A 12820-nucleotide genomic window follows, 5' to 3' on the forward strand; every position below is an offset into this window, starting at 1 on the left:
CCTGCCGAAAATGCCCCCCTTCGATCTTGCCGACATTCCCCATTCGCCGGGCTGCTATTTATACAAAAACAGCGAAGGGACGATTATCTACGTCGGCAAAGCAAAAGATCTGCGAAAACGCGTCTCTTCCTATTTTCAGAAAAAGGATCACGATCCAAAGACCCAAAAACTGGTGGCAGCGATCCGTTCGGTCGAGTATATTATCACGGCGACCGATGAAGAGGCATATCTTCTGGAAAATACGCTCATAAAACATCACCTCCCGAAGTACAACATCGACCTCAAGGATGCAAAATCCTACGCGTACATCGAACTCACGAAAGAGCCGTATCCGCGTATCACCATTGCGAGAAACACACGCGGGAACGGGCAGTTTTTCGGGCCATTCGTCTCGGCAAAGGAGCGGGACTATGTGCTTTCGGTCGTGAAAAAAACCTTCAGACTCAGGTCCTGTAAAAATATGCCGAAGAACCGTCCGTGCCTTCGATATCATATAGGAAACTGCACAGGGCCCTGCGGGGCACACGTCTCCGTCGATGAATACGCAAAACAGTGTTCATACGCTGCAGAAGTGCTGAAAGGGAGCACAAAAGAGATCACTGCCAAACTCGAAGAGGAGATGGCTGAGTATTCAAAGGACATGGAGTTCGAGGCGGCCCTTCTCTGCCGGGACATGATCACCGCGGTCGAAAATCTCTCTTCGCGTCAGTATGTTGCCAGAAAAACCGATCATGACGAGGATGTCATCGCCTACCGTGTTGTTGACGGAACGGTGTATCTGATGGTTTTCCATGTCTACAAAGGAACGCTCGGCGGCAGGGACGAGTTCATTTTCGATGCCTCCGACGGATTTTTCGAAGAGTTCGTCGCCAGATATTACACCGATGAAAATCCGGCTCCAAAAGAAATAATCGTCGAGGAGGAGCTGGACGAAGCACTCGCCGCGTATCTTGGAACTCTTGCAGGACATGTTGTCAAAATCACCGTCCCGAAACAGGGAGCCAAGAAGAAACTGCTCGAACTTGCGGGAAAAAATATCGAGACGGTACACTTCGGTGATGAAATAAAGGTCATGGAGCTGCAGGCGGCCCTTCATCTCAAGACCCCGCCGAACGTGATCGAGTGTTTCGATATCTCGCACCTTTCAGGGACCGATACGGTCGCCTCCATGGTCCAGTTTAGAGCCGGCAGACCGGATAAGAGAAACTACCGGCGGTTCAAAATCAAAACGGTCGACGGGATCGACGACTTCGCTTCGATGGCCGAGGTCGTCCACCGCAGATACAGCCGCCTGATCGAAGAGGAAAAACCTCTGCCCGATCTTATCGTGATCGACGGAGGGAAAGGGCAGCTCTCGTCAGCCAAGCGGATCATTGATGAACTGGATGCCGACATCCCGCTCATCTCGCTTGCGAAAGCGGAAGAAGAAGTATTCGTATCGGGAGTACCTTTCCCGCTGCCGTTCGGCAAAAAAACGAAGGCAAACATGTACCTTCAGGAGATACGGGACGAGGCCCACAGATTTGCTGTTACGTATAACCGGCTGCTTCGGAAAAAGCGGCTGGTAAAATAATATTCACGCCTTTTTTACCCAGGTCAGCAGGACGCCGTCATCGATCCGCTCGATATCTTTGAGCGTGAGACGGGTGAAATCGTCAGGATCCGTGAAGCCCTGTCCGTCGGCAAAGGTCGGAGCATCTTTCCCGCCGATGATCAGCGCTCCGATGTATATGCGTATTTCATCAAAGAGACCGCTGCTCATAAAGGACCAGAGAAGGGTCGACCCCCCCTCGACCATGAGTTTTTCGACGCCGAGTTTTGAGAGTTCGTCCAAAACGATTTCCAGATCGACAGAGTCGCGGCCGGCAGAGATCACGGTCGCTTTTTCTCTCAGAGCATCGCACTTTTCCTTTTGCGCCTTTTCAGAGACGAAAATCACCACGCGGCCAAGTCCTTTTTTGAACATATCGCCGTCAGCGGGCATTTTTGCCGTGCTGTCGATAACGACCCGCATCGGATGCGGATCCTTGCCGTTTGCTTTTCGCATGCCGGCATGCTCCTCGCTTTTGAGGCGAAGAGAGGGATCGTCGGAGAGGACGGTTCCTATACCCACCATTATCGCGTCCGAATCGGCACGAAGACGGTCCACCCGCAAAAAGTCATCATGACCGGATATTTTGGTCTGTTTCCTTTCCCGGGTGGCGAGTTTCCCGTCAGCGCTCATGGCTGCGTTGATTATCACATACGGACGCATACAGTTACCTTACAGACACGCAGACGTAGACGGATCATTGAAAAGAGAATAGATCGTAACGTCTTAGATCTTTTTATAAACGTTTACACCAACGCGGACATCGGGGTGCTTGCGGTCAATGGGTTTGTTTCCCATGCTTGATCCAATGATAATGGTCTTGCCTGAGGATGAGGGTCCGACTTCCTGGGAAAGATCGACCGTAATTGTAAGAATATCTCCATCAACTGACGTTTTCACATTTTTCATATCTGATAATGTGCATGATGAAGAGATAAATGTTGTGGGATTTTTATCGGAAAATTGGTGTTTTTTGGCTGAGTGTACTGAGTGGGGAGGGAAAGCGGAGGATAAAACCCATAAATATAATGATGCGAAAACACCAATGAGTATAACCATGCCGAACTTAACCGTCGCCGTTCTGGCTCCTAACGGATATGCCCGCGATCTCGGGAAAAAAGGAACCAGTACTGATATCACCTTCTACAATCTGAAAAAAGGTCACGATACCGTAACATTCCTGGAGCCTACCAGATATCCGGACAGACTCGCTCCGCTGTTCTATGTAGTTTCAATGGCCCATGAGGCGATCGTCGTTGTCTCGGAGATCACGCCGATGCTTGCCGAGTGGATCCTGATGCTGGACTGCGCAGGTGTCAAAAACGGAACGATCGTTCTCAAAAATTATATCCAGCCCAATCAGATCGCTCCTTTGACCAAAGGAACGGTGCTTGAATCCTACAAGATCATGGAAGAGGATTTCATCGGACTTTCAGCCGAACTTCTTGAACGGGCGGCAAACCAGCCCGATATCGAGCCGAAGGAAGGAGCAGTCGGATCGGTCCCGATCGATCACCACTTCAATGTGCGGGGTATTGGAACCGTCATCCTTGGATGCGTTGCGGACGGATGGATCAAAAAACACGACAAGATGCGGGTCGAGCCGCTGGGCAAAACCGCTCAGATCAGATCGGTCCAGAAGCATGACGACGACTTCGCCTGGGCGTATGCCGGCGACCGTGTCGGCTGTGCCTTGAAAGATATCGATGCCGAGGAACTTGACAGAGGCTTCGTTCTTACTACCGACCCGAAAGTGACCAACTCCACGGCAGTCACCGGTGATGTACGTCTGGTAAAATACTGGCCGTCCGAGATCAAAGAGCAGATGGTCGTATCCGTTGGACACTGGATGCAGTTCTTATCTGCACGGATCACAAAAGTCGAGAACGGATCGGACTGGCATGCCCCGAAGCTGACGCTCGAGATGGAGACACCGCTTGTCTACAAACCGGGCGACACCGCAGTGATCCATTATCTGGACGGGGGTAAACTCCGGATCGTCGGGACGATCAAACTGCCCTGAATATTTTCTGAATTTTTTTGAAAAAAATAATTTTTTTGAACGCCGTTTAGAGAAGCACTGCACGGATACGATCCTCGAGCTTCCTCTTCAGATCCTTTTCATCCTGCCATAAAATGAGATTGTCGCGTTCCATATCGAAGTAGAGCCGATTTACCCGTTTCCCGTCTTTTTCCTCTTCAAACCACGCCTTTCTGCAGGTTTTGATTACTTCGCGCCCGAGTCCTTTAGCATACCCAGCTTCATAATAGACACCGAGAGCATTATTGGTGAAGTCTGCGATAACAAAACGGCTGGTTTTGATGCCGGCAATGATTTTATCCGCAATGTTTTCCTTGTTTTCTGTTGTATCGACGATAGAGATGGAAAGACCAAACACATCGCACGCGGCCTTGACCCCCTTTTCATACACCGGTTTGAGATCGTCGGTGCACTGCATGGCGACAAAGACAGTAGTGGACCGGGTATTGCCCGAAAGAAGAGATTCAGCGTATTTCATTCCCTCGATGGTGATAAAATACCCGCAGTCGTATTCGCCGAAACGGGCCTGACGTTCCCGGAGATATCCGATATCGTTCAGCGTGGAGACCATAAGATTGAACTCGGCGGCATCTTCTGCATAGCCGACTGCAGGGGGATATTTGGCCAGTTTCGAGATATGGTTCTTGAATCCCGATCCCAGATCGTAAATCGACAGAATAAGTTTATCCAGTTTCTGCAGGGGAGTTTTTGGAATACGGGAATCGGAGAGTATAATGGGGAGGGTACCTGCATTGATCCGTATCGAATGGGATCTGCTGCGGGTTTCAAACAGATATCCGGCAAGAACCACCTTATGTTCTTGGGCCAGAGGGATATCCTCATCTGCAAGTTCATAGGCAAAACAGAAATCACATTTGTATGTGGGAACATTACTCCCGGCTCTTGCATGTATATAACAATGTTGTCCACATATAGGGCATTTCCCTTCTTCCATGATATTCTCCATTCTATTACCGAAACGTTCGTTCCCGATAATATTTCATCCGAAGATATGGGAAATTCATAGTAATATAACCGTTGAATTTGCTCCGATAGGAAAACAACCGATGATAATGTCCGTTTTCCATATAATTCGATAGCAAAACAGTTGATTCAGCCGAAGTTTGGGTCTGTTTAACCCTTTTTTCCGGCAATATTCAGATATGACTATCCCTTTGTCAAAATAGGAAATAGAGACGAAATTGAAACATTTCTTCCCCGACCTCGCATAATAATTGAGGAACAAACAACACGATTCGGCCATAGTAAATTACTTACAGTAACCAAAAAAGCAGGGGAAAAGATCCCCGTAAAAAGCAATATTTAATGTCTGAAGTGACGGACGCCGGTGAACACCATCGCGATACCGAGTTCATCGGCCTTTGCAAGCACTTCATCATCACGGATCGAGCCGCCGGGCTGGATGAGTGCCGTCGCTCCCGCGGCAGCCGCCACTTCCAGCGTGTCTGAAAACGGCAGGAAGGCATCGGAGGCAATCACGGTTCCCTGCATCGTTCTGCCGAACTCGGCAGCTTTCTGAATGGCCAGTTTTGCTGAATCGACACGGTTCATCTGACCGACACCGATACCGACCGTCTCGGTTTTGTTCGCGTAGATGATGGCATTACTCTTTGCGTATTCAACCACCTTCCAGGCGAGTTTGAGTGCCTCGACCTCGTCCGGGGTTGGAGCACGCTTGGAAACGACCTTCCAGTCCTCGGTGTAGGCAGGGGTTCTCTGGACGAGAATACCGCCGTCGATCGTGCGGATCTCATCGGCAGGCTCAGCTGGCGGGAGAATTAAGAGACGCATGTTCTCCTTTTTCTTCATCATCTCGCGTGCCTCGTCGCTGAACGACGGAGCGATCAGGACCTCGACGAAGGTTGAACAGATCTCCTTGGCGATATCGGTATCGACAGGCGTGCTCATAGCTACGATGGAACCGTAAGCCGAGACTGGGTCGACATCCCGCGCCTTGATGTATGATTCGAGCTGGTTTTTCCCAAGAGCAACCCCGCACGGATTGTTGTGTTTTACGATTACGGTCGCAAAACCCGGGAGTTCTCTGCAGAGACTGACCGCGGCGTGGACATCGAGGTAGTTGTTGTAGGACATCTCTTTGCCCTGCAGAGCGACCTGACCGGCGATGCCGGATGTACCGTAGACGGCTGCTTTCTGGTGAGGGTTCTCTCCGTATCTGAGTTTTCTGCCGTTGCCAAACTGCATGGTGTAGACATCCGGGAACTCCTTGTCGATTCCATTGAGATAATTAGAGATCGCAGCATCGTATGCGGCTGTTCGAGTGAATGCCTTGGTCGCAAGACGAAGTTTCTGCTCTGAAGTGAAGCCGCCGGTTTTGATCGCTTCGATCGCCATAGGATAATCGGAAGGATCGGTCAAAACAGCAACATCCTTGTAGTTCTTGGATGCCGCACGGATCATCGCCGGGCCGCCGATATCGATGAACTCGATGAGCTCCTCTAACGGGAGATTTTTCTTGGACATCTCCTCGAACGGATACAGATTGACGCAAAGGATGTCGATCGGTTCAATGAAGTGGGCCTTCATAACATCGTCATCGATGCCTCTGCGACCAAGAAGACCGCCGTGGACCTTCGGGTGAAGGGTCTTTACACGCCCGTCCATCATCTCGGGAAACTGCGTGTATTCTGAAACGTCTTTTGCAGGAATGCCCGCTTCACGCAGAGCCTTTGCCGTTCCGCCTGAACTTAGGATTCCAATGTTTTTTGCAACCAGGGCACGGGCGAGATCAAGGATCCCGGTCTTGTCCCAGACTGACAGAAGTGCAAGAGTCATTATCTATTACTATGGACGCGAGGGTTAATTAAGGGTAGCACTTCCCCCTAAGAATGTGTGATAAACCTATCAAAAAATCAGTGAGAGAACCGGGGTCGATTCGGAGTATTCGGCCCTTGCAGAGAGCCCCGGTCCGGGGGTGTTTACATGTATATTGTGAGGGCAGGATTTCCGCTTCACGAGGGGAGCGTACGGGGAAACACTCGCTTCAGATGGAGTGAGGGTTTTTCCTTCTCGGGGCTGTGTGAAGATCCATCCTCACTTGGTCGCAAATCAAAGATTTGCTCCCCGCTTCGGGTGGAGTGAAGGGGACCTTCACTCAACCCTCGCTTACTTAAAGATCCCGCGCTTTTTGCTGCGGCCTTCCTTCTCATCATCCTTGGAAGATGAGGAAGAACCGGCATTTCCTTCGGCCTTGAGAAGCTTTTCATACAGCTCTCTTTCAGCCGAAGAGACCTTCTTTGGCGTGGCGATCACGATTCTGACCAGCAGATTTCCATAGTTGCCGCGTCTTCGAACACCTTCGCCGGCGATCCTGAGACGGGTCCCGTAGGCGATTCCTGCCGGGACCTTGAGCATGACCTTCTTTCTGTCGATCGTCTCGATCTCCACCTCGCATCCGAGAACCGCCTGTGCCGGGGAAATCTCGTACTGCGTGATCAGATTGTCGTCCTCGCGGTCGAACTTCGGATTTGCCACGACATAGACTTCGATGTACAGATCGCCGTTTCTCGCTCCGTAATCTCCTGCCTCGCCGTATCCTTCCATGCGCAGACGCATGCCGCTGTCGATGCCTGCCGGAACATTCACCGTCACCTGACGGCGGACTTTGGTTCGTCCCGTTCCGTTGCATTTCTTACACGGCGTCTCGGGAATTTTTCCTCTGCCGCCGCAGGTCGGACAGGTCGACTGGGTGACCATCTGACCAAAGATGGAATTTTTCACCTGTTTGATCTGACCAGTGCCGCCGCATTTGCTGCATGTGGTGGTCTTTTTCGTTGCACTGCCGGTACCATCGCAGTCCGGACAGCTCTCCGTATGCATGACTTCGATCTCTTTTTGCGTTCCAAACACTGCCTCTTCGAGCGTGATCTGGATACGCATCAGCATATCGTCGCCTTCGCGCGGCCCGCTCTGTCTGCGTCCCCCTCCGCCGAAGAAATCGAAGATGTCTCCGAATCCCGAGAAGTCCGCATTGAATCCTGCACCTCCTGCACCGGAATAGTTCCCTTTCGATGCATTCGTGAAATTATCATGTCCGAGCTGATCATACTGCCGGCGTTTCGTCTCATCAGAAAGAACGTCGTAGGCCTCGTTGATCGACTTGAACTTCTCCTCAGCCCCGGGATCCTTGCAGACATCCGGGTGATACTTCTTGGCGAGGTTTCGGTAAGCTTTTTTAATGTCTGTCTCCGTAGCATTACGGGGCAAACCTAAGACATCATAGTACGATTCCGAACCCATTTTCTACATTCCCAAAAAAAGGAGGTTTAGTCCTTTTTGACTTCGTAGTCTGCGTCTACGACATTGTCGTCGGTTTTGCAGGAGTCACAGTTGCCTTCACATCCGGAACCGGCCGCATTGCCTGCCGCCTGCTGTTCTTCCTGGATCTTCTGGTACATCTTGGAGGTCGCGGCGAAGACGACTTCCTGAAGGGCGTCCATCTTCTCTTTGATCTCTTCAGAGGCTGCATCCTCTTTTGCAAGGACTTCTTTGAGAGCAGCTGCGCCGGAGGAGATCTTTTCCTTGTCTTCGGCGTCGATCTTGTCTGCGGTCTCTTTGTCGTTCACGAGTTTTTCTGCAGCGTAGACGGCGTTGTCGGCGTTGTTGCGGAGTTCGATCTCTTCGCGGCGTTTCTTGTCCTCTTCCTCGAACTGTTTTGCGTCCTTGACCATCTTTTCGATCTCGTCGTCCTTGAGGTCTTTTCTGCCGGTGATGGTCATCGACTGCTCGTGACCGGTTCCAAGATCCTTTGCGGAGACATGAACGATACCATTTGCATCGATATCGAAGGTGACTTCGATCTGCGGCATGCCGCGGGGGGCCGACGGAATGCCGGTGAGCTGGAATCTGCCGAGGCTGAAGTTGTCGCGGGCGAACTGACGCTCTCCCTGGACAACATGGATCTCTACAGAGGTCTGGTTGTCTGCAGCGGTCGAGAAGATCTGACTCTTTCTGGTTGGGATGGTCGTGTTTCTCTCGATGAGTTTGGTGGCAATACCGCCGAGTGTCTCGATACCGAGAGTTAACGGGGTGACATCAAGAAGGACAACATCCTTTGCTTCGCCGGTGAGGACGGCTCCCTGAACGGCTGCACCGAGTGCGACACACTCGTCCGGGTTGAGGGTCTTGTCAGGCTCTTTACCGAGGAGGTTTCGAACCGTCTCAATGACGACCGGAACACGGGTCGATCCGCCGACAAGGAGGACGTGGTTGATGTCGGAGGCGCTGAGGCCTGCATCCTTTAATGCCTGTTTGACGGGTTCGACGGTCTTCTGGACAAGGTCGCTGATGAGCTGCTCGAACTTTGCACGGGTCAGGTCGACATCAAGGTGTTTGGGTCCGTCGGAGGTCGCGGTGATGTACGGGAGGTTGATGTTTGCCTTCTGGAGGGAGGAAAGTTCGATCTTTGCTTTCTCTGCGGCATCCTTCAGTCTCTGGTGGGCTACCGGGTCCTTTCTCAGGTCGACGCCTTCCTTCTTCTTGAACTCGTCTGCAAGGAAATCGACGATGCGTGCATCGAAGTCGTCGCCGCCGAGACGGTTGTTACCTGCGGTCGATTTAACTTCGAAGAGTCCGTCGTCAAGGGTAAGGATGGAGACATCGAATGTTCCTCCGCCCAGATCGTATACAAGGACGGTGACTTCGTTTTCTTTGTCGAGACCGTATGCAAGCGCCGAGGCCGTCGGCTCGTTGATGATACGAAGGACTTCCAGCCCGGCGATCTTTCCTGCATCCTTGGTTGCCTGACGCTGGGCGTCGTTGAAGTAGGCAGGGACCGTGATGACGGCTTTGTCGACTTTTTCTCCAAGATATGCCTCTGCATCCATCTTGAGTTTCTGCAGGATCATTGCAGAGATCTCCTGAGGAGAGTATTTCTTACCGTCGATCTCGGTCGGGTGGTCGGTACCCATGTACCGTTTGATCGAGCTTACAGTTCTCGTGGGGTTGATGATCGCCTGACGTTTTGCAACGTTTCCAACAAGTCTTTCGCCTTCTTTGGAGAAGCCGACGACAGACGGGGTTGTTCTGAATCCTTCTGCGTTCGCGATGACGATCGGGCTTCCGCCTTCCATAATCGCAAGGCAGGAGTTGGTGGTTCCAAGATCAATTCCGATTACTTTGTTTGATGCCATTTTTAGTACCTTTTATTATTCTTTTTTCTTCGCTACGGCCACTTTTGCGTGACGAAGCACCTTGTCGCGGATCATGTATCCGGGAACGGCGACGTCGATGATCGCACCCTCGGGAGCGTCTGCGGGGATGCAGGCGACCGCTTCATGGAATGCGGGGTCGAATGTTGTTCCCGTGATTTTCATTGGTTCGATGCCGTTTCTCGAAAGGATGGAGAGATACAGTTTGTGGATCTGCTCTAATCCGTCACGAAGATTTTCGTCATCGCTTTTCAGAGCACGTTCGAAGTTGTCGAGGACGTCGATGATGTCAAGCGCAAACTTCTCGTTTGCATATCTGACAGCACTTTCCTGATCGCGTTTGGCACGCTTCTTGTAATTTTCGAATTCGGCTGCGAGACGAAGATGTTTGTCATTGAGTTCATCGTATTTTTTTGTGAGTTCGTCAACAACAGTGGTTTCAGGAACGGGATTCTCATCCGGGTTTTGGGTTTCTGCCTTCGAAGCGTCAACGTTTTTGACCTCCGCAGGCTCGGTGTGTTTGTCCATGGCTTTTCCTGTTTCGCTTGTTGCACATATTTGTTGTATTGCAGTTCTATATATTTGTTTTGTTTGCACACCCATATATCAGCAGAAGTACCCACTATCAGAGAGAATCCCGAAGATTCAAGAGAAAAAGGCGCGTTGAGATGAAAAAATGAACCGGAAATGAAATTATCCGTTTTCCTTCGGATATCGGGGCCTGAACGGATTAGACTCTTTACAGAGTTCATACCTTTTGGGATACTATAGACTGATAAACTAATTCCAATGGGATTTGTCCGGGAACACAGTTAAAAAAAGTAGATTTTCTGTTCTTACTCGAACAGATTTGCAAGATACTTCGATCCCCAGCAATACAGGAACGGCATGATGAAGATCAGAAGGATCCAGCCGATGATCGGGATCATCAAGCAGACGAGAATGATCGCACCAAAGATGAACCAGAAGAGGATGAGCGAAAGGATGTACTTGAGCCAGCCGGCTTTGCTGATCATTCTGAATATTTCTCCGAACCTGAACGCAGCGCCGAATCCGTTTCGCGCAAAGTTCACCACGGCCGGTTTTGCAAACAGAGCGAACAGGAATGCCACGATGATGCAGAGTATGATCAGACCGAACATAAGGGCAAAACCCGCACCAGTTGTAACTACTGGCATGACCTGAGACATAGGAGACATTGACGACATCGGCGTTATTGTAGCAACCGAACTTACGGTAAACATGCCGACTGAGACTAGAACGATCAAAATGATCGGAATGATCATGTAGATGAGACCGATGATCAGTGCAAGAAGTCCGTCGACGAAGGACTTACCCATATTGTTGAGATCCGGATCACCGCCACGCAGTACTTTGACGTACGCTCCGTAGACGATCCAGTTGACGATCGGGATGATGTTCAGGATCGAGAGGATCAGCCAGGTCCCGATATTGCCCCCGAGTTTTTCCTTTGTAAACCCGAAAGACGCGGTTAAATTTTCTCCAATTCCTATTGACATAATAATTCCCTCTCATGAATGAGATAGATACATGAAGGATGCAGTGATATAAAACAATTCGCGTCTGGAACTGAGCACGTCACTAATAAAAAAAGAAAAAAAATGTTTGGTATCTTACTCGAACAGGTTTGCCCAGAACTTGCTGCCCCAAACGATAAGGAACGGATAGATGATGATCATGATGATCCAGCCGACGAATGGAATCGCGCCAAGAAGACCGATGATACCAAAGATAATACCGAGAATGATGATGGATAAGATGTACTTAAGCCAGCCGGCTTTGCCGATCATTGCAAAGAGCTGACCGAATTTGAAGGCATCACCAAATCCACCGCGGGCAAAGCTGACGATTGCCGGAGTCATAATCAGACCGAACAGGATGTAGAGGATGATGCAGAGAATAAGAACGCCGATTCCAAGACCTGCCATAAGAGCCTGAGGTCCGCCTAAACCGGCTGCAAAGATTGCGCCCCCTCCAAGAATCAGTAAGACGATGGTCGGGATGAGCATGTAGAGGAAAACGATGATGAGGATGAGAAGACCGTCAACAAACGATTTGCCGATGTTTTCTACTTTCGGGTCCTCGCCGCGGTATACCTTCAGATAGGTACCCATTGCGATGAAGTTGACGATCGGGATAATGGTCAGGATGATCAGAAGGATCCAGTTCCCAATACTCCCAAAGAGTTTATCTTTTGCATAACCAAAAGATCCGGATAAATTTTCTCCAATTCCAATTGACATAATAATACCATCTCCTTTTTTGAGATAGTTTATAGAAGAACTTTCTACTATATAAAGTCACTCTTAACGTATCTAAAATGTTAAACAATATGCCTGGATTTTTCAACGTGAAAGGGTAAATTGAGCCCGAAATGAGGGAATTGTACATGAGAATACACTGCGAAACTGGTTAGGTTTACGAACAATGCAGAAAACGCGCTTTGGTATGATCCAAGGATACTGGTAAAAACCTAGCAAAATGCCCGGTTTCTCCCGTTCACGCGCCAATGAACTGGATTAAGATCATTGAAAATACTTAGGCAGGACGTCGAAACGAAAAACAACATACTGCAAAAAAATGATGCCGGCAGAATGGGGAAAACACCCCATCTGCTTTATGAAAAGAAAAGGAAAAATTCTCTTAGCTTGTCAGGTGCTTGGCCCAGAGTTCGTTGTTCTCTTTGATTGCCTTATAGGTCAGATAAAGAGCAACAATCCAGACGATGATCGCAATGATACCGGGGATGATAAGAAATGCTAAAAATGCACAGATGAGCTCTATGATGAAGAGAGCGATTCCAAGTCCTACGCGTCCTGCATATGCAAGTCCGATGCCTCCAAGGAAGAACCAGAGGACAATTCCCAGAATCATACTTTTTTCGCCGGTGACAACTTTCCCGTAGGAGGTGGTCGGCAGTCCGTTTTCGTTAGCCATAATTAGTAACTCCTTGCCGTTCAATCAAAAGGATTGATT

The 12820-nt window shown here is 49.9% G+C and carries 12 protein-coding genes; 2 read left to right on the plus strand and 10 right to left on the minus strand.

Annotation, left to right across the window (positions count from 1 at the left end; genetic code table 11):
- The first annotated feature begins 10 nt into the window (after positions 1-10).
- On the plus strand, positions 11-1573 hold the full coding sequence (gene uvrC / locus MLAB_RS04935; RefSeq protein WP_011833310.1) for an excinuclease ABC subunit UvrC: 1563 nt from the start codon (positions 11-13) through the stop codon (positions 1571-1573).
- Between the two features lie 3 nt (positions 1574-1576).
- On the opposite strand, the gene MLAB_RS04940 is transcribed toward uvrC, so the two are convergent.
- Together MLAB_RS04940 and MLAB_RS04945 are read right to left on the minus strand one after the other, a co-directional pair.
- On the minus strand, positions 1577-2254 hold the full coding sequence (locus MLAB_RS04940; protein WP_011833311.1) for a 2,5-diamino-6-(ribosylamino)-4(3H)-pyrimidinone 5'-phosphate reductase: 678 nt from the start codon (positions 2252-2254) through the stop codon (positions 1577-1579).
- 63 nt (positions 2255-2317) lie between these two features.
- Complete coding sequence (locus tag MLAB_RS04945; RefSeq protein WP_048062047.1) at positions 2318-2500, minus strand: hypothetical protein; 183 nt, start codon at positions 2498-2500, stop codon at positions 2318-2320.
- A 148-nt stretch (positions 2501-2648) separates the two neighbouring features.
- Between MLAB_RS04945 and MLAB_RS04950 the strand changes: the two genes are divergently transcribed.
- Positions 2649-3614, plus strand: a complete 966-nt coding sequence (locus tag MLAB_RS04950; protein WP_011833312.1) for an EF-Tu/IF-2/RF-3 family GTPase — start codon at positions 2649-2651, stop codon at positions 3612-3614.
- Between the two features lie 46 nt (positions 3615-3660).
- Here the strand turns inward: MLAB_RS04950 and MLAB_RS09415 are convergent, their stop codons facing one another.
- From MLAB_RS09415 to MLAB_RS04990, 8 genes are all read right to left on the minus strand, one after another.
- The gene (locus tag MLAB_RS09415; protein ID WP_011833313.1) at positions 3661-4587 is read right to left on the minus strand and encodes a molybdopterin dinucleotide-binding region; all 927 of its coding nucleotides are present in this window, start codon (positions 4585-4587) and stop codon (positions 3661-3663) included.
- A 368-nt stretch (positions 4588-4955) separates the two neighbouring features.
- Complete coding sequence (purH, locus tag MLAB_RS04960; protein WP_011833314.1) at positions 4956-6449, minus strand: bifunctional phosphoribosylaminoimidazolecarboxamide formyltransferase/IMP cyclohydrolase; 1494 nt, start codon at positions 6447-6449, stop codon at positions 4956-4958.
- Positions 6450-6779: 330 nt separating this feature from the next.
- Positions 6780-7913, minus strand: coding sequence for a molecular chaperone DnaJ (gene dnaJ / locus MLAB_RS04965; protein ID WP_011833315.1), 1134 nt, complete (start codon positions 7911-7913; stop codon positions 6780-6782).
- A 26-nt stretch (positions 7914-7939) separates the two neighbouring features.
- Positions 7940-9805: a molecular chaperone DnaK gene (dnaK, locus tag MLAB_RS04970; protein ID WP_011833316.1), complete on the minus strand. Its 1866-nt coding sequence runs from the start codon at positions 9803-9805 to the stop codon at positions 7940-7942.
- A gap of 15 nt (positions 9806-9820) precedes the next feature.
- Positions 9821-10351 carry a nucleotide exchange factor GrpE gene (locus tag MLAB_RS04975; RefSeq protein WP_143702776.1) on the minus strand — a complete coding sequence of 177 codons (531 nt, stop codon included), beginning with the start codon at positions 10349-10351 and terminating at the stop codon, positions 9821-9823.
- 308 nt (positions 10352-10659) lie between these two features.
- On the minus strand, positions 10660-11343 hold the full coding sequence (locus MLAB_RS04980; RefSeq protein ID WP_011833318.1) for a DUF4013 domain-containing protein: 684 nt from the start codon (positions 11341-11343) through the stop codon (positions 10660-10662).
- Positions 11344-11457: 114 nt separating this feature from the next.
- Entirely contained in the window at positions 11458-12087 is a 630-nt protein-coding gene (locus tag MLAB_RS04985) for a DUF4013 domain-containing protein (RefSeq protein ID WP_011833319.1), read from the minus strand.
- A 400-nt stretch (positions 12088-12487) separates the two neighbouring features.
- The gene (locus MLAB_RS04990) at positions 12488-12781 is read right to left on the minus strand and encodes a hypothetical protein (RefSeq protein ID WP_011833320.1); all 294 of its coding nucleotides are present in this window, start codon (positions 12779-12781) and stop codon (positions 12488-12490) included.
- Between the last annotated feature and the right edge of the window lie 39 nt (positions 12782-12820).

Origin of the sequence: Methanocorpusculum labreanum Z, from assembly GCF_000015765.1 — an archaeon.
Lineage (GTDB): Archaea > Halobacteriota > Methanomicrobia > Methanomicrobiales > Methanocorpusculaceae > Methanocorpusculum > Methanocorpusculum labreanum.